Source organism: Subtercola boreus (assembly GCF_003399645.1).
GTDB classification, from domain to species: Bacteria; Actinomycetota; Actinomycetes; order Actinomycetales; family Microbacteriaceae; genus Subtercola; species Subtercola boreus_A.
This window is the reverse complement of sequence record NZ_NBXD01000021.1, coordinates 1-26764: the sequence shown is the minus strand read 5'-3', so window position 1 is coordinate 26764 and position 26764 is coordinate 1. Positions and strand designations below refer to the sequence as shown.

General features: G+C 68.5%; 24 protein-coding genes, 1 tRNA gene and 1 pseudogene. 17 read left to right on the top strand and 9 right to left on the bottom strand.

What is annotated here, in order from left to right; translation table 11 throughout:
* Window positions 1-13: 13 nt before the first annotated feature.
* The 3 genes from B7R24_RS11055 to B7R24_RS11045 all read left to right on the top strand — a co-directional run bounded on the left by B7R24_RS11055 (window position 14) and on the right by B7R24_RS11045 (window position 2643).
* A tRNA-Leu gene (locus B7R24_RS11055) sits at window positions 14-87 on the top strand.
* A 286-nt stretch (window positions 88-373) separates the two neighbouring features.
* On the top strand, window positions 374-922 hold the full coding sequence (locus B7R24_RS11050) for a PadR family transcriptional regulator (RefSeq protein ID WP_253259418.1): 549 nt from the start codon (window positions 374-376) through the stop codon (window positions 920-922).
* A gap of 5 nt (window positions 923-927) precedes the next feature.
* Window positions 928-2643, top strand: a complete 1716-nt coding sequence (locus B7R24_RS11045; RefSeq protein ID WP_116419035.1) for an ABC1 kinase family protein — start codon at window positions 928-930, stop codon at window positions 2641-2643.
* Between the two features lie 10 nt (window positions 2644-2653).
* Here B7R24_RS11045 and B7R24_RS11040 read toward each other — a convergent pair whose 3' ends face one another.
* A complete protein-coding gene (locus B7R24_RS11040; RefSeq protein ID WP_116419034.1) occupies window positions 2654-3862 on the bottom strand; it encodes a hypothetical protein in 1209 nt (402 codons plus the stop codon).
* A gap of 200 nt (window positions 3863-4062) precedes the next feature.
* On the opposite strand from B7R24_RS11040, the gene B7R24_RS17600 reads away from it, so the two are divergent.
* Window positions 4063-4212 carry a hypothetical protein gene (locus B7R24_RS17600; RefSeq protein WP_172582798.1) on the top strand — a complete coding sequence of 50 codons (150 nt, stop codon included), beginning with the start codon at window positions 4063-4065 and terminating at the stop codon, window positions 4210-4212.
* A gap of 37 nt (window positions 4213-4249) precedes the next feature.
* Here the strand turns inward: B7R24_RS17600 and treS are convergent, their stop codons facing one another.
* Window positions 4250-6484 carry a maltose alpha-D-glucosyltransferase gene (gene treS / locus B7R24_RS11035; RefSeq protein ID WP_116419033.1) on the bottom strand — a complete coding sequence of 745 codons (2235 nt, stop codon included), beginning with the start codon at window positions 6482-6484 and terminating at the stop codon, window positions 4250-4252.
* A 162-nt stretch (window positions 6485-6646) separates the two neighbouring features.
* Between treS and B7R24_RS11030 the strand changes: the two genes are divergently transcribed.
* The 9 genes and pseudogenes from B7R24_RS11030 to B7R24_RS10990 all read left to right on the top strand — a co-directional run bounded on the left by B7R24_RS11030 (window position 6647) and on the right by B7R24_RS10990 (window position 16174).
* Window positions 6647-7354 carry a GntR family transcriptional regulator gene (locus B7R24_RS11030; protein WP_116419032.1) on the top strand — a complete coding sequence of 236 codons (708 nt, stop codon included), beginning with the start codon at window positions 6647-6649 and terminating at the stop codon, window positions 7352-7354.
* Complete coding sequence (proC, locus tag B7R24_RS11025) at window positions 7351-8196, top strand: pyrroline-5-carboxylate reductase (RefSeq protein WP_301182486.1); 846 nt, start codon at window positions 7351-7353, stop codon at window positions 8194-8196. The genes B7R24_RS11030 and proC overlap by 4 nt, the downstream gene beginning before the upstream one ends.
* Before the next feature lie 110 nt (window positions 8197-8306).
* Window positions 8307-9488: an NAD(P)/FAD-dependent oxidoreductase gene (locus tag B7R24_RS11020; RefSeq protein ID WP_116419031.1), complete on the top strand. Its 1182-nt coding sequence runs from the start codon at window positions 8307-8309 to the stop codon at window positions 9486-9488.
* 4 nt (window positions 9489-9492) lie between these two features.
* Window positions 9493-9852 carry a (2Fe-2S)-binding protein gene (locus tag B7R24_RS11015; RefSeq protein WP_116419030.1) on the top strand — a complete coding sequence of 120 codons (360 nt, stop codon included), beginning with the start codon at window positions 9493-9495 and terminating at the stop codon, window positions 9850-9852.
* Entirely contained in the window at window positions 9839-11338 is a 1500-nt protein-coding gene (locus B7R24_RS11010; RefSeq protein ID WP_116419029.1) for an FAD-dependent oxidoreductase, read from the top strand. Before B7R24_RS11015 ends, B7R24_RS11010 begins: the two co-directional genes overlap by 14 nt.
* Window positions 11335-12252: a dihydrodipicolinate synthase family protein gene (locus tag B7R24_RS11005; protein ID WP_116419028.1), complete on the top strand. Its 918-nt coding sequence runs from the start codon at window positions 11335-11337 to the stop codon at window positions 12250-12252. Before B7R24_RS11010 ends, B7R24_RS11005 begins: the two co-directional genes overlap by 4 nt.
* 25 nt (window positions 12253-12277) lie before the next feature.
* A complete protein-coding gene (locus B7R24_RS11000; RefSeq protein ID WP_116419027.1) occupies window positions 12278-13279 on the top strand; it encodes a proline racemase family protein in 1002 nt (333 codons plus the stop codon).
* Window positions 13280-13370: 91 nt separating this feature from the next.
* Window positions 13371-14492 (top strand): annotated as a pseudogene (locus tag B7R24_RS10995) (aldehyde dehydrogenase family protein); the annotation flags it as partial.
* 662 nt (window positions 14493-15154) lie between these two features.
* Window positions 15155-16174 carry a PHP domain-containing protein gene (locus tag B7R24_RS10990; protein WP_116419026.1) on the top strand — a complete coding sequence of 340 codons (1020 nt, stop codon included), beginning with the start codon at window positions 15155-15157 and terminating at the stop codon, window positions 16172-16174.
* On the opposite strand, the gene B7R24_RS10985 is transcribed toward B7R24_RS10990, so the two are convergent.
* Window positions 16122-16808 (bottom strand): DUF998 domain-containing protein, encoded by a 687-nt coding sequence (locus tag B7R24_RS10985; RefSeq protein ID WP_116419025.1) that lies wholly within the window; start codon window positions 16806-16808, stop codon window positions 16122-16124. The two genes, B7R24_RS10990 and B7R24_RS10985, sit on opposite strands and share 53 nt — an antisense overlap.
* A 10-nt stretch (window positions 16809-16818) precedes the next feature.
* Complete coding sequence (locus B7R24_RS10980; protein ID WP_116419024.1) at window positions 16819-17274, bottom strand: SRPBCC family protein; 456 nt, start codon at window positions 17272-17274, stop codon at window positions 16819-16821.
* 169 nt (window positions 17275-17443) lie between these two features.
* Here B7R24_RS10980 and B7R24_RS10975 point away from each other — a divergent pair, with 169 nt between their 5' ends.
* Complete coding sequence (locus B7R24_RS10975; RefSeq protein ID WP_116419023.1) at window positions 17444-17737, top strand: rhodanese-like domain-containing protein; 294 nt, start codon at window positions 17444-17446, stop codon at window positions 17735-17737.
* A 15-nt stretch (window positions 17738-17752) separates the two neighbouring features.
* Here B7R24_RS10975 and B7R24_RS10970 read toward each other — a convergent pair whose 3' ends face one another.
* Entirely contained in the window at window positions 17753-18502 is a 750-nt protein-coding gene (locus B7R24_RS10970) for a PspA/IM30 family protein (RefSeq protein WP_116419022.1), read from the bottom strand.
* A gap of 132 nt (window positions 18503-18634) precedes the next feature.
* The gene (locus B7R24_RS10965; protein ID WP_116419021.1) at window positions 18635-20845 is read right to left on the bottom strand and encodes a TPM domain-containing protein; all 2211 of its coding nucleotides are present in this window, start codon (window positions 20843-20845) and stop codon (window positions 18635-18637) included.
* Window positions 20846-20999: 154 nt separating this feature from the next.
* Between B7R24_RS10965 and B7R24_RS10960 the strand changes: the two genes are divergently transcribed.
* The gene (locus B7R24_RS10960) at window positions 21000-22502 is read left to right on the top strand and encodes a SulP family inorganic anion transporter (RefSeq protein WP_116419020.1); all 1503 of its coding nucleotides are present in this window, start codon (window positions 21000-21002) and stop codon (window positions 22500-22502) included.
* Here the strand turns inward: B7R24_RS10960 and B7R24_RS10955 are convergent.
* Window positions 22499-23473: an SDR family NAD(P)-dependent oxidoreductase gene (locus B7R24_RS10955; RefSeq protein WP_116419019.1), complete on the bottom strand. Its 975-nt coding sequence runs from the start codon at window positions 23471-23473 to the stop codon at window positions 22499-22501. The two genes, B7R24_RS10960 and B7R24_RS10955, sit on opposite strands and share 4 nt — an antisense overlap.
* A 51-nt stretch (window positions 23474-23524) precedes the next feature.
* Here B7R24_RS10955 and B7R24_RS10950 point away from each other — a divergent pair, with 51 nt between their 5' ends.
* A complete protein-coding gene (locus B7R24_RS10950; protein WP_116419018.1) occupies window positions 23525-24088 on the top strand; it encodes a TetR/AcrR family transcriptional regulator in 564 nt (187 codons plus the stop codon).
* Window positions 24089-24454: 366 nt separating this feature from the next.
* Window positions 24455-25252 carry a helix-turn-helix transcriptional regulator gene (locus B7R24_RS10945; RefSeq protein WP_116419017.1) on the top strand — a complete coding sequence of 266 codons (798 nt, stop codon included), beginning with the start codon at window positions 24455-24457 and terminating at the stop codon, window positions 25250-25252.
* A gap of 60 nt (window positions 25253-25312) precedes the next feature.
* On the opposite strand, the gene B7R24_RS10940 is transcribed toward B7R24_RS10945, so the two are convergent.
* Together B7R24_RS10940 and B7R24_RS10935 are read right to left on the bottom strand one after the other, a co-directional pair.
* Window positions 25313-26173 (bottom strand): alpha/beta fold hydrolase, encoded by an 861-nt coding sequence (locus B7R24_RS10940; protein WP_253259417.1) that lies wholly within the window; start codon window positions 26171-26173, stop codon window positions 25313-25315.
* The gene (locus tag B7R24_RS10935) at window positions 26170-26685 is read right to left on the bottom strand and encodes an alpha/beta fold hydrolase (protein ID WP_147304018.1); all 516 of its coding nucleotides are present in this window, start codon (window positions 26683-26685) and stop codon (window positions 26170-26172) included. The genes B7R24_RS10940 and B7R24_RS10935 overlap by 4 nt, the downstream gene beginning before the upstream one ends.
* Between the last annotated feature and the right edge of the window lie 79 nt (window positions 26686-26764).

Genomic DNA, 26764 nt, shown 5'->3' with positions numbered 1-26764 from the left:
CGGCTGGAGCCGGGCCCCCATAGCCCAATCGGCAGAGGCAGTCGACTTAAAATCGACACAGTGAGGGTTCGAGTCCCTCTGGGGGTACTCCCACATCGCCGACCCGGTGCCGGATGCTGGCTCAGAACGCCTCCGGTGCCGCCCCGTTCATCTCGGCCGACCGGATCACCTCAGTCGGGCTCCGTGATGACGCGCCCTCAGGGGCGGAGCATCTCAATAGCGGAGGCGCGCGCACCTCAAGGGCGGAGCGGTGTCGAGCCCATGACAAGGCGACTCACAGGCAAGGCACAGCGCAGACGCTGTCGTTCACCCTATGTCGTTGGGTATCGTTGGGTATCGTTCAAATGTTCGCGTTTCACTATTGGAGGTCATCATGGCTGGTTCATTCTCCCCGGGCGGTTTCGACATGAGCAAGGGTCTCGAGGGCGTGTGGCAGTCGATGGAGCAGCTGCGCTCGAGCTTCGAGAAGCGCACCGCGGGCACCCGCGTGGGCCGTGGTGACGTGCGCGCCGCAGTGCTCGCGCTGCTCGCCGAGCAGCCCATGCACGGCTACCAGATCATCCACGAGATCGAGGAGCGCAGCGGCGGCAGCTGGAAGCCCAGCGCCGGCTCGGTCTACCCGACCCTGCAGCTGCTCGCTGACGAGGGGCTCATCAGCGCCGAGGAGTCGAACGGTCGCAAGACGTTCTCGCTCACCGAGGCCGGTCGCGAGAGCATCGCCGGCGTCGATGCCTCCACCGCCTGGAAGAGCTCCGAGCAGCCGGAGGGTCCCAAGTTCGGCGCCCTGACGAAGGCTGGTGTCGAGCTCGCGCAGGCCGCCGCTCAGGTCGGCCGCACCGGTACTCCCGAGCAGATCCAGCAGGCAGTGACGGCTCTCGAGGAGACCCGCCGCCGTCTGTACTCGATCCTCGCCCAGGATTGAGCGGGGTGCCGCCAGCGGCCCAGAATCACGACCATTGGACGCCCGGGAAGGGCGCCGCGCGCGCCCGGTACCGTCGCATCCTTCGTTTCGCCGGGTGGAACCTTGCCGTCACGTGGTGGTTCGAGTTGCTACTGCCCCGCATCGGGCTCGCTCGGATCGCTGAACGCACCCGTTCGAGGCGGATGCAGCGTTTCGCCGAGAAGTTCCACGTTCTCGCCGTCGATCTCGGCGGGTTGATGATCAAGGTCGGCCAGTTTCTGTCGTCGCGCCTCGACGTTCTGCCGCCTGAGATCACGAAAGAGCTCGAAGGCCTCCAGGACGAGGTGCCACCGGTACCGTTCGACGCGATTCGTGCGCTCGCCGAGAAGGAGTTGGGTGTGCCGCTCGGCGGTGCCTTCTCGTCCGTCGACGAGGTTCCGGTGGCCGCGGCATCCCTCGGCCAGGCGCACCGTGCACGGCTCGCCCCGCTTCTGGCGGGCGACACCGGGCTCACCGCCGCCATTCTGAAGGTGCAGCGCCCGGGTATCGATGAGATCGTCGAGATCGACCTGGCGGCGCTTCGTCGGGTGGGCGGCTGGCTCAGCCACGTGCGGCTCGTCTCCGACCGGGTCGATGCGCCCGCGCTCGTCGAGGAGTTCGCGGCGACGAGCCTCGAGGAGATCGACTACCTGCACGAGGCGGCCAGCTCGGAACGCTTTGCCGCAGACTTCGCCGATGACGACCGGGTCAGCGTGCCAGCCGTGGTGTGGGAGCGTACGACCCGCCGCGTCTTGACGCTCGAAGACGTCACGGCCATCAAGATCTCCGACACGGCCGCGCTTCTCGCCGCCGGTATCGACCCGGTCGAGGTGGCGCCGGTCTTCGCCGCGGTCATGTTCGACCAGCTCTTCGCGAACGGCTTCTTCCACGCCGACCCGCATCCCGGCAACATCTTCGTCACACCGGTGGTGGCAGCCCCGGGCGAACGCGCCTGGAAGCTGACGTTCATCGACTTCGGCATGATGGGCGAGGTGCCCGCCAACACCAGCGCGGGCCTTCGCCGGATGCTGATCGCTGCGGCATCACGCGACGGCAAGGGCCTGGTCGACGCTACGCGTGACCTCGGCGTGCTGCTGCCGACCGCCGACACGACCGAGCTCGAGCGGGCCATGACCGAACTGTTCGCCCGGTTCGGCGGCATGGGTTTCGCCGAGCTGCAGAAGGTCGACCCGCGGGAGTTCCGCGCCTTCGCCACCCAGTTCAGCGAGGTCGTGCGAACGCTTCCGTTCCAGCTCCCCGAGAACTTCCTGCTGATCATCCGGGCCATCTCACTCACCTCGGGGGTGTGCAGCGCGCTCGACCCCGCGTTCAACCTCTGGGATTCTGTCGAGCCGTACGCTGCCCAGCTGATCCGCGACGAGCGTGGCAACCTGGTTCAGGATGTCGCACAGCAGGCACTCTCGGCAGCCGGCCTGCTCGTGCGACTGCCCCGCCGCCTCGACGAGCTGGCCACGCGGGTCGACGACGGTTCGCTTGCAACGCGGAGCCCGAATCTCGAACGCCGGGTGGCCCGGCTGGAGCGCACCGCGAGGCGCCTGGTCTCGATACTGCTGTTCGGCATCCTGCTGATCGCGGGCGCTGTTGTGCGGGCCGACGACACCGTGTTCGGCACGGTGCTCATCGTTGTGTCGGTTCTGCCGCTGCTGCACGCCCTCCTCGGAGGTCGGCGCGACCCGGGTTAGGGTGCGCGTTCTATGCCGTGATGACGACGTAGTGCGTGTTGCGGTCGACCGGCAGCGGCTTCGACGCGTTACCCGTGATCGGGTAGGGCTGCAGGCGTGTCCCTGAAGAAGTCCAGACGGCCACGTCGCTGATGCGCTGGGTGTTGGGGCGACCGTTGAACACCGCGGGGATGTGCAGCGTCAGGCAGCCCATGTTGTTCGGGTGCCCACCGCTGATCTCTGTGGGATCGACCGCGATCGCCACCTGTGCCGAGGGCAGCCAGCTGCCGAAGAACATGTGCGAGGCGTTCCACTCGGTCCAGTCGATGGCGATCTTCGGGAGGTAGTGCTTGATGGTGCCGATGACGTGCTCGTGGTTGATGCCGGTGAAGCGGTAGCCGTTGGCCATCTTCGTGTTCGCGTTGTGCTCGATCCGCACCCGACGGGTGATGGGGCTCGAGGTTGCATTGCTGGCACTCGGAGTGGGCCCGGCGGTGGAGTAGGTGAGCGACGACACCAGCGAGTGGTGCAGGTAGGAGTCCTGGATGACCGGCCGGGTGGAGGCATTGAACCCCATCGGTGACCCGCCGACGCGCGTGCCGTCGGCCGTGCGACCGTCGACCTCGACGTGGGCGATGAGCGTGTCGGTGTCGCGGTAGCCCATGATCTGGAACGTCTCGCCGGGCGGGGAGTTGGAGTCGCCCCACGCTGCCGCGATGAAGGTCGAGTTGAGCACCTGGGCACCGCGGCCCCAGTACACCACCAGGCCGTGGTAGTTGTGTCCCGACTTCGTCGGGTTGGCGGCCGCCTTCGGCTGCACGGTGCCGGTGAGGGTCAGGCCGTCAATCAGGACCGGCACGCCGGACTGGGAGTTGTTCGGGCCCAGGCGCATCAGGGAGAACGGGTTCGTCGAGCCGCCGCCCTGCATGGGTACCTGGGCGGCCTTCGTCGACGTCATCGGGTCGATGATGTACGACACGTTCCGGAGGACGGTGACGGCGGGCAGGTACCAGCAGTAGTTCGACTGGGTGAAGTCACGCCCGTGCACCACGATCGGAACGGTGCCGAGGGCGGCCGCAGCGGGCACGACCCGGGCCTTCGCGGGTGCGGCGAAGGCCGTTCCGGGCGTGGCCAGGGCAACAGCGACGGCCGAGACGGTGGCGGCCGCCGTCGCCAGGACGGTGCGCCGCGAGACGGGCCTGTGCGCTTCGGAGGATGGAGCGGGGAGAGAACTCTTCATGGTGTTACCCCTGTTCAGGTTACGCGTGAGAGAGAATCATCAATCCTCAAAGTGGGCGAGTGGCGGAGTGTCACCCTGATGAAGCAGTAACACTACCCCCAAACAGGGCACATTTAGCCACTAGGATGATTTCACCGGGTAACGGAGCCCTGAAGCGCTCGCAGGCGCACGACAGGGCACAGCCCGGTGAGGGGTCGGTTATGACGACGAAGCTCGTTCCCGGGCATGTTCCGGACACGACAAAGGGCGCCTTCTTCCGAAGCGAGGGCTGGGTGTTCCTGCAGATCGGGGCGTTGCTCGCTGCGACGATCGGCGCTCTCGCATTGGCATCGGCGCTGCTCTCTCGCTGAGCGTGCGAGCACGGGTTACCCTCACGGACCGAGTGGTTCAGTCGGCCTGCTCGATCTCCGGTTCGATGACGAGGAAGAGCCCGCCGTAGGGCGGGAGGCTCACCGAGAAGCTCTGCAGATCATCCACTCGGCCGATCTCCTCACGGGTGGTCGCGTCGACGACGGAGCGGCGGGCGACGAGCGCGGGGGAGCGCACGGTGCCGTCGACGGCCTCGCCCGTGAAGTTGAGCACGGTGATCTGCATGCGGGGGTCTTCGATGGTGGTGTCACCCTCATCGAGGCGATGCACCATGACCAGCATTCCCGGGTGGGCGACATCGGGGATGTCGACCTGGCTGGCGATGTCGAGGCCGAAACTGGAGCGCAGGTCGAGGATCTGCTTCACCGACAGCGCGAAGGAGCTCTCCGCGACCAGCTGCTCGGGCAGCGAGCCGTAGAGCGAGCGGCCCCGAGGCATACCCGAGCTCGACGAGGTGGCGTCGGGGAAGACGTTCATCAGGTCGTGGGCGCCTCGCTCGATCCAGCGGGTGTCTCCCTCGGCGATCAGATCGCGCACGTCGCTTGCCGGCACCGGCAGCATGCCGAGCAGATCCCAGGCGGAGAGAGCGAACACGCCGGGCTGCCAGGCGTTGAAGCGCACCAGGCAGAGATGGGCGAGGCGGATGTTCTCCACGTCGTCGTCGGTGATCGATGCGAGGGTGGTGTGGCCCTGGGTGGCGGCGATGACCGATGCCGTGGTGCAGGCGATGCCGTTCGTGGTGAACACCATGTTGTAGTCGGCCGCCTCGCCCGTCAGCTTCGACACCAGGTCGGCGCGCACGGTCTCGGCGAGCTGCCCGCCGGTGATCTCCTCGTCGCGGAACGGGTACAGGTCGGCGCGGTGCAGTGTCTCCCAGTGCAGCAGCTCGTAGGTGAGCTCGTCGTGGTTCTGCAGTGCGTGCACCAGCGTGACCGGCTCGACACCCGTCTCGAGGGAGGTGCGGAGCGTCAGGCGCAAGAACTCGGTGTCGCCCATCGCCAGCGCGTGCTGGTAGGCAGGCCGGTTGATGAAGTCGTACGAGAGGTCGGCGCCGACACGGCCGGTGTCGCGGATGTCCTCCATCGTGAGGTTGAGCTCCTGGAAGCTGAAGCCACCGACCTTGCGCACCATGCCGGCGATGAGGTGGTTGGCCGCCTCGGAGAGCGGGTGACCCTCCGACCAGGCCGGGCTCCCACCGGCGCTCTTCTCCACGCCGAGGAAGCCGTTGGCGTCGAGTCGCAGCGCACTCGAGCCGAGGTCGCCGAGGGAGTGCAGTGCATCGCCGATCACCAGGCGCATGCCGGCGAACGTCGGGTCGAGCCAGTTGATCGAGGGCTGGCCCTGCTTGAAGTAGTGCAGGTACACCCAGCGGCGGGTGATGCCGTCGACGCCCAGCACGGGGCCGGTGGCGCTCCAGTTGGTCTCCTTGAGGCCCGGGGCGTAGAAGATGACGCGCTGCAGCTCGCCGATGATGAAGCCCTGCTCGGCGAGCTGGTGCTCCGCCTCCTTGTTCAGGTTGACCGAGTCTCGCCCGGCGGGCACCTCGGGCAGCAGGCTCCAGTTCTCTTCGGGGATCTCGACCATGTGGTAGATACCCGGGTAGTCCTTGTAGGCCATTTCGGCGAGGCGGAAGTCGGCGCCCTTGCCCGTGTGCCCGGGCACGATGTCGTCGATGACGCTGCCGCCGTGGTGGTCGGCGACGTCGGAGAGCGCCCGGAACTCGTCTTCGGAACCGAAGGCGGGGTCGATCTGGGTGGAGATGCGGTCGAAGTGGCCGTCGACGCTCGCCGTCTGGCCCCAGCCCGTGATGCCGCCCGCGCGCTTGACCGGCCCGGTGTGCACGGCCGAGATGCCGATGGTCTCGAAGGCCTCCCAGAGCCCCTCGTCACCCAGGGCGGCGAGGTAAGACTTGCCCGGTTCGGTGATCAGCGAGATGGGGTAGGCCGTGAACCAGACGGAGGCGGTGCGGATGGCTCGCCGGGCATCCGGTTTCGCATAGGGATTGCGCCACATGCTCGGCTGACCGGAGAGCCCCCGCGAGAGCACCTGGGCATCGCGGAGCATCGACTGGCGGATCAGCCACTCGACGTAGGAGACGTTGGAAGCATCGGCCGAACGCGGGTCGGAGAACGACCGCTGGATGCGACTGGCCCGCAGATTGGCCCGGGGCCGCAGCCTCGGTGGCCGGGCGGGATAGAGCTCGCCGTCGAAGGTGATCTCGGCGGCAGGTTCGGTCGGTTCTTCTTCGGTCATGCATCTATCTTTGCCCCTCCCGGAGGGCGTTTTGTGCAATCCACGCAAATGCGTGAATACCCGTCGTGATGCCGGCGGAATCAGCCGGAGGTCTCGCGCGTCGCCCGGGCGTGACTGCGTGTCACACGTTCCGACACCGGCCGGAGACGAGATGATGCTGAGATGAACTCGAGCTCACCGATTCAGAGCATCCCGCCGTCGTCGAGCCTACGGGCCGAGGTCGAGCGGGCACTCTCCACGGCGATCATCTCCGGTGAGCTCGTTCCGGGCACCGTCGTCTCGGTTCCGGGCCTCGCGAGCCAGTTCGGGGTCTCTGCCACGCCGGTTCGCGAGGCGATGCTCGACCTCGAGAAGCGCGGGTTCGTCGAGTCCGTGCGCAACAAGGGTTTTCGTATCACCACCGTCGGTGAAGACGACCTGCGCGAGATCGTGCAGGTGCGCCGCTGGCTCGAGATTCCGGCGATCCGCATTGCGGCGGAGGTCTTCCCGGCCGACCGCCTGCCGGAGTTCCGCGGGATGGCCGAGCAGATCATCCGGTCGGCGGCCACCGCCGACTTCGCCGGCTACCTCGCCGCCGATTCGCGTTTTCATCTCGCGCTGATCGCCCTCACCGGCAATCCCCGCCTCGTCGAGCTGGTGGCCGAGCTGCGCAGCCAGACCCGCATGGTCGGGCTCGCCGAACTGAGGGACACCCGCGAGCTCGAGGAGTCGGCGAACGAACACCACATGCTGCTCGACCTGCTCGTCACCGGCAACGCCGACGCGGCCGGGGCGCTGATGCACGCCCACATCGGCCACGTGCTCGGCTGGTGGGCGGGCCGTGCCGAAGACCAGAACCCGACCCCCGACGAGATGAGCACCAGACCGTGAGCACCCTTCAGACATTCCCCGCGACCGCCCTGCTCGGTGCGGGTTCCATGGGCCAGGCCGTGTTGGCGGGCCTGCTGCGCCCCGACGTCGCGGTCGAGGGCGGCATCAGGGCCACCACGCGGTCGTTGTCGCGGGCCGGCACGGTCGCCGAGCATCCGAATCTCAGGGTGGACGCGACCGAGACCTCGCCCGGGGCGAACCTCGTCGCCGTGACGGATGCCCGCCTCGTCATCATCGGAGTGAAGCCGTCCATGGTGACCGAGCTGTTGCGCGAGATCGCACCGGCGCTCTCGGCCGATGCCGTCGTCGTGAGCCTCGCGGCCGGAGTGACGATCGACGCCTACGAGCGAGCCCTGCCGGCCTCGGTCGCCGTCGTGCGCGCCATGCCCAACACGCCGTCGTCGATCGGCAAGGGTGTGACCGGACTCTCGAAGGGAGAGCGCGCCAGCGATGAGCAGTTCGCGCTCGTCACGGCGCTCTTCGAGCTGGTCGGTGAGGTCGTCGCGGTGCCCGAGGCCGACATCGACGCGGTCAGTTCGATCTCCGGATCCGGCCCCGCGTACTTCTTCTACCTCGTCGAGCAGCTCACGGCGGCGGCGATCGACAAGGGCTTCACACCCGCGCAGGCGGCGACCCTCGTGAACGGCACATTCATCGGTGCCGCTGCGCTGCTGGAGCACACCGGCGAAGACCCGGCGGAACTCCGCCGCCTTGTGACCAGCCCGAAAGGGACCACCGAGCAAGCCATCCGCGTGCTCTCGGAGGGCGGCCTCGAGCAGTTGTTCATCGAGGCGACGGATGCCGCGGTGGCCCGCTCCCGGGAGCTGGCCTCCGGTAGCTGACGCCCCGGTCGATGTCGACGGCGGGATGGTCCGACCCGGATGACCGTGCGCGGGCCCGATCCGTCGGTGGTGTGTAATATATTACAGAACCACGGGACGGAGAGGGCGGCATGAAGGTCATCGTGATCGGCGGCGGAATCATCGGTGCCGCAACCGCGCGGAGCCTCGCCCGCCGGGGCATCGCCACGACCGTGCTCGAGCGCGGGCGGAACGTCGGAGGCACCTCCTCGGCCGGTGAGGGCAACCTGCTGCTCTCCGACAAGGGGCCGGGGGACGAACTGCGGCTGACGCAGTACTCCTCCACGCTCTGGCCGCGGGTCGACGCCGAACTGGCCGACGAGCTCGGCCCGGGCTTTCCGTCTGTCGAGTTCGAGCGAAAGGGGGGAGTGGTGGTGGCGACGACCGCAGAGGGTGCCCAGCCGCTGCTCGACTTCGCGGCGGCGCAGCGCTCTGCGGGGGTGATCGCCCATGCGGTGCAGCCGAACGACGCCCGGTGCCTCGAGCCTCATCTCAATCCCGACATCACCGCCGCCGTGCACTACCCTGAGGACGCCCAGGTGCAGCCGGTCATCATGACCGAAGCGCTGATCGCGTCGGCGATGCTCAGCGGGGCGCAGTTCTCCGAGAACGAGGCCGTGCTGGCCGGCATCCGCAATCCGCAGGGAGCGCTGGTCGGGGTCACCACGACGAAACGCGCGCTGTATGCCGATGCCGTCATCGTCGCCTCGGGACCCTGGTCGGGTGAGGTCGCTGCCCTCCTGGGAGTGAACCTGCCCGTCAGACCACGGCGCGGGATGGTGCTGGTCACGTCGCGCATGCCGCACCGCATCCTGCACAAGGTGTATGACGCCGACTACGTCGGGGCCGTCGGCTCGGGGGAGGCCGCCCTGCAGACCTCGAGCGTCGTCGAGACGACGGCCGCCGGAACAGTGCTCATCGGCTCGTCGCGCCAGCAGGTGGGGTTCGACTCCCGGCTCGACGTGGCTGTGCTTCGGGAGCTCGCGCAGAAGGCGCTTCGACTGTTCCCCTTTCTCGCCGGCATCCCGGTGATGCGCAGCTACGGCGGTTTCAGGCCGTTCATGCCCGACCATCTGCCGGTCATCGGCCCCGATCCGCGGCTGCCGGGGCTCTGGCACGCGACCGGTCACGAGGGTGCCGGCATCGGGCTCTCGGTCGCGACCGGCGCGCTACTCGCCGACCTCCTGACCGGAGTCGCCCCGGCGATCGATGTTCTGCCGTTCTCCCCGTCGCGGGCCTCGCTCGCCCCTCACCTCGAACAGCTGGTGGCCTAGAGCGATGACCTCCTTTCGACTTCCGCCGTGCGACGACCCGGTGCGGCCCGCGGAGGTGCCCGGCATCCGCATCGCCCTCGACGGCCGCACCGTCGAGGGCGTCGACGGGCAGAGCATCGCGGGGGTGATCCTCGGCTCGGGCATCCTGGCGTGGCGCACGACGTCGAAGAACGCGCGGCCCCGCGGGGTGTTCTGCGGCATCGGCGTCTGCTTCGACTGCCTCGTCGAGGTCAACGGTGCGCGCGACGTTCGTGCCTGCCAGCGCCGGGCGCGCGACGGCGACGTGGTGACGACGCAGTACGACGAGCTGCCCGTTCGGGTGCGCGCGGCGCCGTTCGAGGAGGTGCCGGATGACCGTGCCTGACGTTCTGGTCATCGGGGCGGGCCCGGCCGGGCTCGCGGCCGCCCGCGCCGCCCGCCGCCGGGGCGCCAGCGTGACCCTGCTCGACAGCTCCGACGAGCTCGGTGGACAGTACTGGCGGCACCTGCCCCCACAGCGCCCGAGCGAGCGCGAAGCGGTGCTGCACCATGGCTGGTCGGCGTTCACCGCGCTTCGCGAGTGGCTCGAACGAAGCGCCGGGGTCACCATCATCCGGCAGGCCTACGTCTGGGCGATCGAGACCCGCGAGGGCCGCCCCGGTGCGGTGTTCGTCGTCGTCGGCGAGGTCGACGGCGAAGACCGCCCGCAACTCGTCTTCGAGCCCGGTGCCCTCATTCTCGCGACCGGTGCCTACGACCGAACCCTGCCCTTTCCGGGGTGGGATCTGCCCGGGGTCTTCACCGCGGGCGCCGCACAGGCTCTGGCGAAAGGTGAGCGGGTGGCGATCGGGCGACGGGTGGTCGTCGCGGGCGCCGGGCCGTTCCTCCTGCCGGTCGCCGCCTCCCTCGCCGCCACGGGATCCACCGTGCTCGGCGTCTACGAGGCGAACCGCACGGCGTCGCTGATCGCGGGCTGGCTGCCCCGGCCGTGGCAGCTGTTGCGGGCCGCCAGGAAGGGTGGCGAGCTCGCCGGGTATGTGCGCGGCCACCTGCGGCACCGCATCCCCTACCGGGTGGGCAAGGCCGTCATCCGGGCCGACGGAACCGACCGCGTCGAGACCGTCACCATCGCCTCGGTCGATGCGGCCTGGTCTCCCCTTGCGGGCACGGAGCAGACGATCGCGGTCGACGCGGTCTGCGTCGGCCACGGTTTCACGCCCCGGCTGGAGCTCGCCATCGCCGCGGGCTGCGCGCTGAGTGATGACGACTTCGTCTGGGTCGACGAGCGACAGCAGACGAGCATCCCGCTCGTCTTCGCGGCCGGTGAGGTCACCGGCATCGGCGGAGTCGATCTGGCGCTCGCGGAGGGTGAGATCGCGGGTCATCTCGCCGCTGGCGGCTCGATTCAGGATGCCGCGCTCGCGCCCGCGCTGGCCCACCGCCGCACGTACCGGTCGTTCGCCTCGCGCATCGAGAACGCCCACGGCGTCGCTGGCGGCTGGTCGGAGTGGCTCACCCCCGACACCGTCGTCTGCCGCTGCGAGGAAGTCACCTACGGGGTGCTCTGCGACGCGGCCTCGGCGACCGGCGGGGCGAGCCTTCGTTCCCTGAAGCTCTCGAGCCGAGCAGGTCTCGGTATCTGCCAGGGGCGGGTATGCGGCCGTACCATCGAAGACCTCATCGCGAAACGCGCACCGGGGCTGGCCGGTGGCCCCGGGCACAGCGACGCGCCGGTTTCGAGTGCCGCCGACCGCGTTCGCACCGACCGGCGGCCGATCGCCGTGCCCATCCGCCTCGGCGAGCTCGCCGCCGAACCGACCCCGCTCTCGTCCCCCTCACTCAGCGATCGCCTTCGAGAAAGACACCCATGACCAATCAGGCCTTCGACCTCGGCGGCGTCATCGTCGCCACCACCCTCGCCTTCACGGAGGATGCCTCGGCCCCGGCGGGCCTCGCGGTCGACTACGACCGCTACGCCGAGCACTGCAACTGGCTCATCGAGAATGGTTGCCGCGGTGTCGGGCCGAACGGCTCCCTCGGCGAGTACTCCTCCCTGACCGACGACGAGCGGCGGAGGGTCGTGCAGACCGCGGTGCAGGCCGTCGACGGCCGCGGACTCGTGATCGCGGGCGTGCACGGCGTCGGCTGGCACCAGGCCAGGCACTGGGCGCAGCTGGCGAAGGACGACGGTGCCGACGGCGTGCTGCTGCTGCCCCCGACCCTCTATCGCGCCAGCGACAGCGAGGTGATCGAGCACTACACGCGCGTCGCCGAGGTGGGGCTGCCGATCATGGCCTACAACAATCCGTTCGACACGAAGGTCGACCTCACCCCGCAGCTGCTGGTCGAACTCGCAAAGATTCCCGAGGTCGTGGCGGTCAAGGAGTTCACGGGCGACATCCGCCGCGTGCTCGAGATCCAGGAGCTCACCGATCTCGATGTCATCGCGGGTGCCGACGACCTGCTGTTCGAGGCTCTGGTGGATGGCGCGGTCGGCTGGTTCGCCGGCTACCCCAACGCGTTTCCGAAAGAGGCGGTCGAGATCTACACGCTCGTCACCGAGGGTAAAATCGCAGAGGCACGAACCCTGTACAAGGAGCTCGTCGCGGTGTTCCGCTGGGACTCCCGCACCGAGTTCGTGCAGGCCATCAAGCTCTCGATCGACATCGCCGGCCAGAGCTTCGGCGGCAGGACCCGCCCGCCGCGCGGGCCCCTGAGCGCCGCGAACGAGGCGCAGGTGCGCACCGACACCGAGAAGGCTCTCAGCTACCTCGCTTCACGCTGAGTCCGAACCGACGGAGAGGGCACGCATGCGCAGCAGCCGAATGTTCACGGCGGTCGATTCGCACACCGAGGGCATGCCGACCCGGGTCGTGACGGGGGGCCTCGGCGTCATTCCGGGAGCCACGATGAACGAGAAGCGGCTGCACTTCATGGAGCATCTCGACGACATCCGTCTGCTGCTCATGAACGAACCGCGCGGCCACGCCGCCATGAGCGGAGCCGTTCTCCAACCTTCGACCCGACCCGACGCGGAATGGGGTGTGGTCTACATCGAAGTGTCGGGATGCCTGCCGATGTGCGGGCACGGAACGATCGGTGTGGCGACCGTTCTGGTCGAGACCGGCATGGTGGAGGTCGTCGAGCCGGTCACGACGATCCGGCTCGACACCCCGGCGGGGCTCGTGATCGCGCGGGTCGCGGTGAGCAATGGGCACGCCGACTCGGTGACGATCGAGAACGTACCGGCGTATGTCGACCGCCTCGATGCGATCATCGAGGTGCCGGGCTACGGAACCATTCCGTACACTCTCGCCTTCGGAGGCAACTTCTATGCGATGGTCGACCTCGACTCCGTGTCGCTGCCGTTCGACCGCACGCGCCAGCACGAGATCGTCGAGGCGGGCCTCGCCATCATGGCCGCCATCAACGAGCAGGATGCGCCGAGACATCCGCAGATCGACGGTGTCGACCACTGCCACCACGTGGAGTTCATCGCTCCGGGGTCGACCGCTCTGCACTCCCGGCATGCCATGGCCATCCACCCCGGCTGGTTCGACCGCTCGCCGTGCGGCACAGGAACCTCCGCACGGATGGCCGAACTGTGGGCCCGGGGCGAGCTGGCGCTCGACACTGACTTCGTCAACGAGTCCTTCATCGGATCGCGCTTCGTCGGGCGGCTTATCGCGACCACGGAGGTCGACGGCCGCCCGGCGGTCATCCCCACGATCACCGGCCGTGCCTGGGTCACCGGCATCGGGCAGTACCTTCTCGACCCGAGCGACCCCTTCCCGACAGGCTTCCAGTTCTGAGTCGCCCGCCGTCTCCACCCCCGCGGGGCGCGGCCCGCGCGCCCCGCGCATCGCTGCGTCATCTCGCACCACCCCCTCCGAGGAGTTCCACATGACTGACGCCACCACCCCGGCTACCGCGCACGCCGACGACGGCACCACCCTGCCGGCTGACGACGTGGAGGCGCTCGCCTCGAGGGCGGCCGCGGCGAGCCGAGCCTTCGCGCAGACCTCACCCCGCGACCGCGCGCGAGCGCTGGTCGCTGTCGGCGACGCTCTCGCTGCGGCCGGTGATGAGCTGGTCGACACCGCGATGCAGGAGACCGGCCTCGCCCGACCGCGCCTGACGGGCGAGCTGAAGCGCACCGTGGTGCAGCTCAAGCTGTTCGCCTCGACCATCGTCGACGGTGCCTACCTCGACGCCCGGATCGACCCCGCCGACCCCGCCTTCGTGCTCGGCGCCCGACCCGACCTCCGCCGCACCCTGGTGCCGCTCGGGCCCGGGCTGAACTTCGCCGGCAGCAACTTCCCTTTCGCGTTCTCGGTGGCGGGCGGCGACACCGCCGCGGCCCTGGCCGCCGGCTGCCCGGTGATCGTGAAGGCCCACCCCGGGCATCCTCAGCTCTCGCTCCGCACCGCGGAGATCGTCGCCGAAGCCCTGGCCGGCGCCGGGATGCCCGACGGTGTGTTCCAGCTCGCGCTGGGGCAGGAGGCGGGCGTTGCCCTGTTGAAAGACGACCGCGTCCGCGCAGGATCGTTCACCGGCTCCCTTCGCGCCGGGCGTCTCCTCGCGGATGTCGCCGCCGCCCGCCCGCGCCCGATCCCGTTCTACGGGGAGCTCGGCAGCGTGAACCCGGTGTTCGTGTTCCCGTCCGCTGCCTCCGACGCGGCAGCGATCGGGGCCGGGTTCGCGGCGAGCATCTCCGGATCGGCTGGCCAGCTCTGCACGAAGCCGGGCTTCATCTTCGTGCCGTCAGCCGCCGCCGTCGACCTCGCCGCCGCCGTGGCGGAAGGCGTCGCCGCAGTGCCCGAGCACCGGATGCTCAACCCGCAGATCGCGTCGGGTTTCACCGCCCGCCAGCACACTGTACTCAGCATGCACGGGGTGAGCACCGTCGTCGACGGGCAGCTCCGACTCGACGACGACGAGCAGGGCTGGGTGACGCCGACCGTCGCCTCCACCACCGTCGCGGCCCTCGCCGCCGCTGGATCGGCTGTGCTCGACGAGGCGTTCGGGCCCCTGTCGGTGGTGGTCTCGTACGACGACGTCTCCGAGTTGGCGACGCTCGCGGCCGAACTCTTTCCGGGCAACCTCACGGCGACGGTCTTCCTCGGGGAGGGCGACACCTCACCGCTGGTGAGCGAGTTCGTCTCCGTGCTCAGCGAGACCAGTGGCCGGGTGCTCTTCGGCGGCTGGCCCACCGGCGTCGCGGTCACCCCGGCGATGCAGCACGGAGGCCCCTACCCCGCCACCACGGGCGACGGCGGAACCTCGGTCGGTTCGGCGGCCATCACCCGCTTCCTCCGCGCGGTCACCTTCCAGGACGCCCCCCAGCAGCTCCTCCCGCCGCAACTCCGTGACGGCAACCCGTGGAACGTGCCCAGGCCGTCTCGCCCGCCGGCTCCTCCGCTACCTGGGGCACCCTGCCGGCCTGACCCGCGCCCGCCCCCCCCGTGGGACCGCACCGCCGAGCCCGCGCTGCGGTCCCGGGAGGGCGGCTGGCGGGAACGGACACGGTTTCGGGCATCCGCGCTCAGATGTGCGGCGGATGCCGGAGATCGTGTCCGTTCACAGGCGTCACCCCGACGGACGGATGTGCGTGTGGCCGAAGGCCTCGCGATGGGTCGGTTGTGGAGGTGCGAGGGGGCTGCAGCCCGAGGGCGCAGAATGGGGGAATGGATGCGACCGATGCCCTCAACGAGATCGCCTTCCGGCTCGAACGCGACCGGGCGCCGCAGTTCAAGGTGCAGGCATTCCGGCGGGCGGCCGACACGGTCGGGGTGTGGAGCCCCGCCGAACTCCGGGTGCGGGCCGGTGACGGCCGGCTGAAGGCGACGAAGGGCATCGGCGCGAGCACACTCGAGGTCATCCGGCAGTCGCTCGACGGCGACGTTCCCGACCGGTTGCAGAAGCTGCGCGACGCCCAAACCAGTCCGCTCAGCGACGCCGGGCGCGCTCTCGCGGAGCTGGTGCGGGGCGACCTGCACTCGCATAGCGACTGGAGCGACGGAACCACCCGCATCCCTCTCATGGTCGACGCCGCCGTCTCGCTCGGCCGCGAGTACCTCGCCCTCACCGACCACTCGCCCCACCTCACCGTCGCCCACGGTCTCACCGCTGAACGCCTGACCGAGCAGCTCGACGTCGTCGCCGGGCTCGACGAGGCAACAGACGGCCTCCGACTGCTGAGCGGCATCGAGGTCGACATCCTCGACGACGGCGCTCTCGACCAGACCCCCGAACTGCTCGATCGCCTCGATGTGGTTGTGGCGAGCATCCACTCTCACCTGCGCGCCGACCGGCGCACCATGACCGAACGGATGCTCGGGGCCATCACCGACCGGCACACGAGCATTCTCGGCCACTGCACGGGCCGGCTCGTGGAGGGCTCACGCGGAACGCGGCCGCCCTCGGAGTTCGATGCGGAGCGGGTGTTCGCGGCCTGCGCGGAGAACGGTGTCGCCGTGGAGATCAACGCCCGGCCCGAGCGCCAGGATCCACCTGACGAGTTGATCGCCGTGGCGCTCGCAGCGGGGTGTTTCTTCAGCATCGACTCCGACGCGCACGCCCCGGGCCAGCTGGGACTGCTCGACTACGGCATCGAGCGTGCAGCGCAGAACCAGGTGCCGGCCGAGCGCATCATCACGACGTGGCCGGTGGAGCAACTGCTGGAGTGGGTGCGCTCGAACCGCTGACCCCGGCGGGAACCAGGGCGAACGCGATGACCCAGAGCAGGGCGATCGTCGCAGCCGCCAATTCGAGCCAGCCCCCCAGATCGACCCGGTAGTGGAAGATCGAGAGCAGCCCGCCGGTGCCGGACAGCAGGATGATCAGTGCTCCGCTCGCGATCGACACCGGGTGGAGGGCCCTGAGGCCCGGGGCGAATGCCGCCTGGATGATCGCCAGCCCCACCCCGCCGAACCCGAGGGTGGCGAAGAGCGTGTGCACCACGTCGGCCGCGGTCGACCCGGCGGTGAACGGCACCGGGCAGCCGGGGGTGCACGTCACACGAGAGGCGACAGCGATCGAGAGGCACGCGAACACCAGCGTGGCCGAGACCGTCCAGGCTCCGAGAACGCCGACGCTGGAGCGCGTACGACGCCGGGCAACCGCCACGAGGATGCCGCCGATGGCCAGCAGGAGCAGGGCGGTGTTGAACAGCGGGGCGGCCGGGGCATCCGGAGCACCCATCTCGCTGAGGTAGACGTCGGCCCGCGAGGTGAGGCGCAACGACCAGATCGCCGTGACCGCGCCAGCGAGCAGCAGGGCGCCGAAGAACCTCAAAAAACGAGAGAACCCCGGCGACCATGACAGTCGCCGGGGGTTCATGCGTGAAAGCCTACGCCTTGACGTCGCCGCGCCAGGCGCCGTCTGCGGAGCCCTTCTTCTCGATGTACTCCTTAAAGTTCTTCAGGTCTTTCTTCACCGCGTGGTTGTCGGCGCCGAGGGCCCCGCCGAGCTTCTCGAGAAAGCCCTGGGCCTCCCAGTCGAGCTGCACGGTGACGCGGGTCTCGTCGTCGCTCAACTTGTGGAACGTGACGACGCCGGCGTGGTCGACCTCGCCGCCGGTGCTGGTCCACGCGACGCGCTCGTCGGGGTGCTGCTCGGTGATGTTGGCTTCGAACGTCTTCTCGACGGGGCCGACCTTGACCTTCCAGACGGTGAGGGTCTCGGTCTCCTGCTTGATCGATTCGACCTCATCGAGGAATTTCGGGAACTCCTCGAACTGGGTCCACTGGTTGTAGGCGACGGTGACGGGAACGTTGACGTCGACGGTTTCGATGACCTGGGGCATTTCGAATGACTCCTTCAGTGATGGCAAATTCCAAACAGCACCGACGTTACGCCGGGGTCGCCGGTGCAGACCACCCCTCGCTTTTGGGCCAGAACCTGCTAGGCCTGCTATCAGCGAACATCCAGCCGGACCGGCTGCGTGAGCCCCGGGGTGCTGGGAGGATGGAGCCATGAACGAGATCACTGTCACCCAGCTGGCCGCCCTTCCCTCGCCCGTCGTCATCGACGTTCGCGAGCCCGACGAGTTCGCGTCCGGGCACGTACCGGGAGCGATCAACGTGCCGCTCGGCTCGCTCCCGGGCGCCGACCTCCCCGAGGGGCCGCTGCACGTCATCTGCGAAATGGGTGGCCGCAGTGCGCGCGCCACGACCGCCCTCGAGCGCCAGGGTCGCACCGCCACGAACATCGAGGGCGGCACGGCCGCCTGGCGCGAGGCCGGCCTGCCGACGACCACCGAGGGGTGACCGCCGGCGGCTCTGCTACTGGCCGATCGACGTCTGGGCGGATGAGCCGCCGGCCTTGAGCGCGGCCAGCCGGGCATCCACCTCGGTGAGCTCACCGAGGTCGTCGAGCTGGTCGAACTGCGAGTCGAGGCTCGAGGCGGCGAGTTCGCTCGCGCCCCGCACCTTCGCCTCTTCGCGACGGATCTTGTCTTCGAAGCGGCTGACCTCGCTGGTCGGGTCGAGGATGTCGATGCTCTTGACCGCATCCATCACCTGGGTCTGGGCGGCTGCGCTCTTCGATCGGGCGACGAGTTCGCTGCGCTTCGACTTCAGCTGCTGGAGCTTCTCCTTCATCGTGTTCAGGCCGGTCTTCAGCTTGTCGACGATCTCGGTCTGCGACGCGATCTGCGGCTCAGCGTCTTTCGCTTCGTTTTCGCTCTGGATCTGGCGCTGCAGCGCGATCTTCGCCAGCGCGTCGAACCTGTCGGCGTCGGCCACGGTGCCCTCGCCGCCCGCCGCGCGGAATTCGTCGGCCTTGCGGCTGGCTGCGAGTGCCTTCGAGCCCCAGGATGCTGCGGCCTCGACATCTTCTTTGTGGTCGTCTTCAGCGAGCCGGAGGTTTCCGATCGTCTCGGCGATGGCGCTCTCGGCGTCAGCGATGCTGTTCGTGTAGTCGCGAACCATCTGGTCGAGCATCTTCTCGGGGTCTTCCGCCGAGTCGATGAGCGAGTTGATGTTGGCCTTCGTGAGCTGCGCGATGCGGCCGAAGATGGACTGTTTTGCCATGGTTCTCTTCTCTCTGTGTCTGGATGTGGTGGGTCTGGATCTGGGGGGTCTGGATGTGGGGGGTCTGGATCGGGTGAATCTGGATCCGGGTGTTCTGGGTCAGTTGTGCGCGCGTCTGCTGGGGGGTCCGGGCTAGAACCGGCCGCCGCCGCGACGCGAGCGGGTACCGCCGCCGCCGAAGCTGCCGGCACTGCCGCCGAAGGATCCGCCGCCGCTGCGGCTGCGTCCGCCGCCGCTGCGGCTGCGTCCGCCGCCGCCCCCGCCGCCGCCGAAGAAACCGCCACCGCCCCCCGAGCCGCCACCGAACATGCCGCCGAGGCCGCCGCCGCCCGAGCCGCCGCCGCCCAACACGGAGTTGATGATGATTCCGCCGAGCACCGCGCCGAGCACACCGTTGCCGCCGCCGCCGCCGCCGCTGCCGCCCGAGCCGCCGCCGAACAGGCCGCCGCCCTGGCCGCCGCCGAACATCCCGCCCCCGCCGTAACCGCTGTTCGCCGAGGTGAATTCGCCCACATCGTTCTGCGCCGATTCGATCGCCTGTGCCGCGAGGCTGTCGGCGCGCTGGGCCTGCGAGAGCGCACCCGTGGCATCCGTCGCGGCCAGCGACTGGGCGCTCTGCACAAGCCTGGTGGCTTCGGCCAGGCGCGTGCGCGCCTCGGCCCCCACTCCGCCCCGCCGGGCCGTGATGTAGTCCGTCGCTGCGGAGATACGGCCCTGGGCCGAGGCGATGGTCTGCCCCAGAGTGGTGGTGGCGCGCTGCTGCTGCTCCTGCTGGCCGCGCACCGCGCCCAGCACGCCGTCGATGTCACGGTTGGCGAGTTCGAGCTTCTGCGAGACCGCCGACGGGTCGAACGCGCCGGCGGCGAGCTGGGCCTGTACGGCCGCGACGACCTCGGAGGTGCGGTTCTCCACCGCGGTGATGGCGCCCTGCGGATCGCCGGCCGCGGCCACGGCGTGGGCGTCGACCACATCCTGCTGGAGGTTGGTGATCATGGCGTCGATGCGGCTGCGTGCCGCGGCGAGATCGGAACCGACCCGATCGACCGCGTCGAGCAGCAGCGTCGCCTGGTCGACGCTCTCTTCGGCGGCGCGGACGCCGACCGCGGCATCGCTGGGGTCGGCTGTCGCCTGCTGTTCGGCGGTGGACAGGGCGGCGCGGGCGAAGGCGAGCCGCTCGGTGGCCTCGGCCGGGTTGTCGTGCACCGTCGACAGCGCGGCCGCGGTATAGGTCCCAGCGAGCGTTGCGAGCGTCGCTTCGGCCGTCTGGATGCGCGGCTCGATCTGGTCGCAGGCCGCCCGGCCCGCCGCGATGCCGGCGGGGATGTTCTTCTCCAGCTCCCGCAGCTCGTCGAAGGCTTCCGCCTGTTCGTCGAGCACGTGGTTCGCTTTCGCGCAGAGGTCGACGATGTCGCTGTTCCACTGGCGTGTCTGCTCGTCGGAGTCGGGTTCGGCGTCGTCGAGCTTCTGTTTGAGCTGGAACGCCTGCGTGAGCATCGAGTTCGCCGAGTCGAGCGCCACCTGGAACGGCTGGGCCGCAGCCTGGCCGTACTGCGCCACGGCGAAACCGAGCTCTTCGGTGCTGGTCTGCACTGCATCATCCGTCTGCACCAGCGCGCTACCGGCCTGGCGGACGAGCTGCTCGATCGGCACGACGGGGGCCGCCGGGGGAGCCGCACCCACGCTGGTGCCCTTTCCGGCGAAGGAACCACCCGCCCCCGCGAGGGCGCGCCGGCGGGCGCGAAGAATCACGATCACGACGATGCCGATCACGATGACGAAGACGATCACCAGCACCACCGCGATGGCGCCGACGGTACCCCCGCTCACCCCCGCAGAACCCGAACCCGAGCCACCCGATCCAGAACCCCCGCCCGCCGCGGCGCCGAGGCCGTCAGCGGCCGCGACGGCGGCGCCCGCCCAGTTCTCGTTCTTCAGCTGGGGTTCGATGCGGCCGGTCTCGATATCCGAGAGCTGGGTGTCGCTCACCGGGCCGGAGGAGTCGCCCGAGAGATAGTAGGCCCGGCCGTCGACCGCGACCGCGAGCAGGTAGTCGGTGGGGCCGAGGTTGTTGTTCTGGGCGGTCGTATTGGCCCAGTCCGCCGCACTCGACGGCGAGCTGAAGTCGCTGACGAATGCGACGTAGAGATCGACGCCGTGTTCGGAGTACAGCGTGTCGGCGGCATTCTCGATGGAGGTCTTGTCACCGCTCGTGAGAACCCCCGCGCTGTCGACCACGTGCGACGAGCCGAGGTTCACCGGCTGGTCGGCCTGGGCGGAGGTGGCGCCGGCCACAGCCAGCCCGAGAGCCAGAAGGGTGACGGTGACGAACTTCTTCAATCGCATCGGTACGTGTTTCTGTCGGGGGGTGAGCCAGGCGCGCCTTTCATCCTATTGACCGTGGGCCGGGCCCGCGGGGATAAAATGGCAGCACGCGCGCCGGAGCGCATCCGTTCTGTCTGTCCGGTTCGCGGGCCCAAGACCTTTTCGAGAGTCGAGCATGACTGCGCCCGCACCCCTCCACGCCCAACAGCGTTTCGAAGACTCGCCGTCCGTGTTGACGGCGCTCCGCTCGCCCCGCCTGCTGACCCGGGAGGTTCTGGCCGGGGTCGTCACGACGCTGGCGCTCATTCCCGAGGTGATCTCGTTCTCGGTGATCGCCGGGGTCGACCCCAAGGTCAGCCTGGTGGCATCCGTGGTGCTCGCCCTCACGATGTCGATTCTCGGTGGCAGGCCCGCGATGATCACCGCGGCGGCCGGATCCGTCGCTCTGGTGATCGCGCCCCTGGTCAAGGATCACGGGGTGCAGTACGTGCTGCCCACCGTCATCCTGGCCGGCATCGTACAGATCGTGTTCGGGGCGACCGGCCTGGCCCGTCTCATGCGGTTCATTCCGCGGTCGGTGATGCTGGGGTTCGTCAATGCCCTCGGCGTGCTCATCTTCCTGGCGCAGGTGCCCCACCTGCTGGGTGTGCCGTGGCTGGTCTATCCGCTGTTCGTGCTGACCGTCGTCATCATCCTGGTGCTGCCGCGGTTCACCAGGGCCGTGCCCGCCCCCCTCGTCGCCATCGTCGTGGTGACGGCGATCGTGGTGTTCGCGCACCTCAGTGTGCCGAACGTGGGCGACGAGGGGCCGATGGGTGGCGGGCTGCCGGGCTTCACGCCGTTCCTCGTTCCGCTGACCGTCGAGACCCTGCAGATCATCTGGCCCACTGCGCTGAGCGTGGCGTTCGTGGGGCTGATGGAGACGCTGCTCACCGCGAAGCTCGTCGACGACCTCACCGAGACGCGGTCGCACAAGGGTCGCGAGTCGTGGGCGCTCGGGGTCGCGAACATCGCGGCCGGGTTCTACGGCGGCATCGCCGGCTGCGCCATGATCGGCCAGACGATCGTGAACGTCAAGATCGGCCGTGCCCGCACGCGCATCTCCACCGTGGTCGCGTCACTCGTGCTGCTGTTGCTCGTGACGGCGCTCAGCGGTGTGATGGCGCAGATTCCGATGGTCGCGCTGGCCGCTGTGATGATGATCGTCGCCATCACAACGGTCAACTGGCACAGTGTGAAGCCGTCGACCCTCAGACGGATGCCCGTGCCCGAGACGATCGTGATGGGGGTCACCATCGTGGTCGTCACAGCCAGCGGAAACCTCGCGCTCGGCGTGATCGTGGGAGTCGTACTCGCCATGGTGCTGTTCGCACGGCGGGTGGCGCACGTCATCCGCGCCGACCGCACCCTCGACGATGACGAACGCACAGCGCGCTACCGCATCACCGGCCCGCTCTTCTTCGGCAGCAGCAACGACCTCGTCGATCGGTTCTCGTACGCCGACGACCCCGATCTCGTGGTGGTCGACTTCACCCACGCCCAGATCTGGGACGCCTCGAGTGTGGCCGCTCTCGACGCGATCGAGACGAAGTACGCCGCCCACGGAACCGCCGTCGAGTTCGTCGGCCTCGACGAGCGAAGCGCACGGTTCCACCGGCGCCTCACCGGTCGTCTCTAGGCCGAGTGGATGAGTTCTGTGCTGACTGCCCAGAGCTGCTCGGCCAGGGCCAGATCGAGGGCCCATTCCTTGACGCCGTGGGGGTGGTCGCCCAGACTGGCGTTGTTGGGGACGGTGTAGGCCTCTTGCCCATCGTCGAGGTAGTGGCCTCCGGTGTGAGCGAACTCGGGTCGCACGGCAGCGACCAGTGTCGACGCGGCTCCTTGCTCTGTGGTCTTGTAGGCGAACACACCGGCCGACTCCGCGGCGTCCAGCGACGCTTTCTGCTCGGGAGTGAAGCTGCGTTGAAGTCCGGTGGCGACACCGCCCGGGTTGACGGTGTTGGCGACGATGCCGTCCGACGCCCAGAGGCGCGTGGCCTCGACGGCGAACAGGGAGTTCGCGGTCTTCGACTGCGCGTACGCGATCTGTGGGTCATAAGCGCGGCGAAGGAAGTGAAGGTCGTCGAAGTCCACGCCGCTGCGCATGTGAGCGGTGGAACTCAGCACCACGATCCGGGCACCGTCCCGCTCGACGGCACCGTTACCCAAAGCCGAATGAAGACCTTGAGCGAGCGCAAAGTGACCCAGATGGTTCGTCGCGAATTGCAACTCCCATCCGTCCACGGTTCGTTCGAGGCCGCCCGTCACAACTCCCGCGTTATTGATCAGCAGATGCAGCGGTTGGTCCCACGCGGCGACGAACCGTGTGACCGAAGCACGGTCGGCGAGATCAAGCTGTCGCACCCGCGGCGCAGGACGACCCGTCGACGACGCTATGTCCGCTGCGACTGCGGCTCCGGCCGCCGTATTGCGAACGGCCATGAACACCTCAGCCCCCGCCGCCGTCAAGGCGCGAGTGGTTTCGATGCCGAGCCCGGAAGAGGCTCCCGTGACCACGGCGCGAACCCCAGTCAGATCGACGCTGTGGAGGACGTCGTTGGTAGTGGATGACGCTGTGAACGGCGTCGTGATCAGGGTGGAAGAAGTCATGACCGAACTATACACATTTAACCATTTGTGTTTAGTTGGTATAGTTCCCTCATGGCTGATGCTATTCCCGGCGATGGCGAGCGACGATCCGACGTGCTCGACGCGGCTCTGCGCACCTTCTGTCGTTTCGGGTACCGGAAGACGTCGATGGACGACGTCGCGCAGGAGGCCCAGATCTCGCGTCCGGGCCTGTACTTCCTTTTCGCATCCAAGAGCGGCCTCTTCCGCGAGGCCGCCGAACGCGGCGTCGAGCTCGACCTGTCCGCCGCGGAGAAAGCGTTCACGGATCCCGGTCGGCCCGTGCAGGAGTGCATCGCCACCGCATTCGACGCCTGGGCCGGGCGTTACGTCGGTCCCCTCAACGACACGGCGGCACTCATGACCGACAACCCGGACCTTCTCGGGCCCGTCGCTCTCGGCGGCCCGGCACGATTCGAAGCCCTTCTCGCCGCGGCTCTGGAGAGAACCACACTGTCGCGGTCTGCATCCACAGCGGCACGGACGCTGATCAGCCTCTCGATCGGCATCAAACACCAGGCCGTGACGCGAGATGAATACCGCTCGCGCTTGGAAGACGCCCTCAGCGTTGTCCTCCCGGCCCAGGCCGTTCGCTGAACGCGCGGTCGGCGGCTACTCGGCGGAATTCGGACTGCTCGAGTCCAACGTTCAGTAGGACCGAGCCCGGGGATGGCTTCGTCGCAGGTAGCGGTGCTCGGTGCAAGAACAGTGGAGACCCATAGCCCGCCGTCTGAGCGACCGGGGTTCACCTTCTCCGCCTGCGATTCAGCCCCCGATCGGCTCGACGCCACGGCTGGTGGGACAAGTCGGAGCGGCTCGAGCGTCGACCAGGCAGGTTACCCGCGCGAGACAGTGAAGGGTGGCCGCAGGGGCACGTTGCCGCGTACCCGAATTCCCGCGTCGAGGCCGGATTCTCAGATCGGCCACAGTGGCCGATGAAGTCCAGTCGATGTATTCTCAGCCATGGCTATCAACGAGCTGGGCAACTATCTGCGTGCCCGTCGACAGGCTGTGAGTCCGACCGATGTCGGGCTGGCGAGCGAGTCCGGAAGGCGTGTCGTCGGGCTTCGCCGCGAAGAGGTTGCTGATCTCGCAGGTATAAGCAGCGACTACTACCTGCGTCTCGAGCAGGGGCGTGACACGAACCCCTCAAATCAGGTACTGAAGGCGCTCGCCAAGGCACTCTTGCTGGATGAGGAGGCGTCATCCCATCTGCAGCGGATCGCGGACCCGCAGCCGCACCGGTCGTTCGCGCCTCTGCCGGGAGACCTTGACGACAGTGTGTTCGACTTTCTCGCGGGCTTCGAACACATGGCCGCCTACGTGATCAACGGCTGCCAAGACGTTCTCGCGTGCAACGACCGCGCGAACCGGCTTCTGCCCTACGGCTTCTATGTGGGAGCGAATCTGTTCGACGCACTTTTTCACGACATCACGAAGGAAGTTCTGCCCAATTGGGACCACCACGTGCTCATCGGCATCTCCTCGTTGCGGGCGCGCGCTGACCCGGATGATCCGCGGCTGCACGAACTCGTGGGCCGTCTATTGGTGACGCAGCCGGAGTTCGCTGAACTCTGGGGGCGTCACGATGTGGGCTTGCCGCCGAACGGTGTGGGTACGGCGCATGTGGAGGGGTTCGGCCTGGTCGAGATGCAGTGGCAGAACCTGGCGGTTCCTGCCGACCCGCGGCTCCTCCTCGTCGCCCACTTCGCCGAACCGGGCACGGTGGCGGCCTACGCTCTGGCGTCGCTCGGCGACTGATTGCCTGAAACCGATCGATCGACTGGTGGGGCGGGTGTGCGTCGCCCCACCAGCATCGAGTCAATTCTTGTGAGGCACGGCTTTCGCCGCTGTGATGATGACCTTCGTCACGACCAGAGGCTTGGAGATCATCGCGAGGTGTGACGCGTTGACCTTGGTCACGATTGATCCTGCACGGGCCGCCATCTGCGCTTGGGTCGCTGGGGGAAGCACTTGGTCGGCGGTCCCCAGGACGTACCAGCTGGGGAGCGTCTTCCATGCCGCGCTTGTGGCCGGTGCGCCGAGGGCACTCAACGCGATCGGTTTCTGACCGGCGCCCAGAGCATCCGCAATCGGCTTCGAAACGTCGCCCGCGAACAGGCTGCGGAACGCCGCCGGCTTAAGGTACGCATCGAAGTCGCCCGCCGGGGCCCCCGGGTACGCGACCAACGAGAACAACGTCGTCGGATCGGCCACGTTGAGCGCCGAAGTCGATCCGCCGACAATCTGCCCGACGCTCTCACCGACATCCGGGACGAAGGCGTCGACGTACACGAGTCCGACGACGTCCGGGTCGGACAGCGCGGCGTTCGTGATGACAGCTCCGCCGTAGGAGTGACCGACGAGCAGCACCGGCCCTGTGGTCGCTTGCTGCAAAAAGGCGGTCCAATACTCCGAATCGAACGTCAGTCCGCGGAGGGGATTGGGCGGAACGAGAACGGTGAAGCCCGCGGTCTGTAGTGCCAGAGTCACGGGCGCCCAGCTCGAGCTGTCCGCCCACGCGCCGTGCACCAGAACAATGGTGGGCTTTGCCTGAGGGACCGCCCCCTCGGCCGCGGCGCTCGCGACGTTGTGGGGGAGCAGCATAGTCAGCGCGAGGGCGCTGGTTGCCAGAAGTGCGGCGGCCCGGAGTGCCACCCCGCGTGTGCCCGTGCCGATCACGACCGCACCAGCTTGCGCGAGGCGAGCGAGAAGACGACCTCGGCGATCGTGTCGGCAACCCGCGCCGGGTTGCTGACAGCGACTGCGTGGGATGCCTGAATCTCGACCCTGGTCGCGCCGATACGGGTGGCGACGGCGCGTTGAGAGTCAGGGTCGATAGCGCGGTCCTCCGTTGCCACGATGAACCAACTCGGCACTTCTTTCCAAGCGGGGATGCCTGTCAGCGGCTCGGCGAACGCGCCGGCGGCGATCGGGCGCTGGCTGACCGCCATCGACGAGACCTGGGTATCCGTGAGGTCCGCGGCGAAAACCGCGTGGAACGAACTCTCGTCTATGAACACCTCGGGCGAACTGCCGCCGGCCGCCGGGAAGGTGCGGGTGATGAGCGAGCTGCCAAGCAGAGTCGGTGGATAAGCGGCGATCAGTGCGCCGATGACCTCGTCGGTATCGGGCACGAAAGCCGTTGAGTATTGGCGCTCGTGGGGGCCATCGTTATTGACTTTGGGGGCCATCGGCCGATCTGGCCAGTGGCGTGTTCGGGGGCCACCGAATATTGCTGTTGGGGGCCATCTGCTTAGCTCCTCCTGCCGC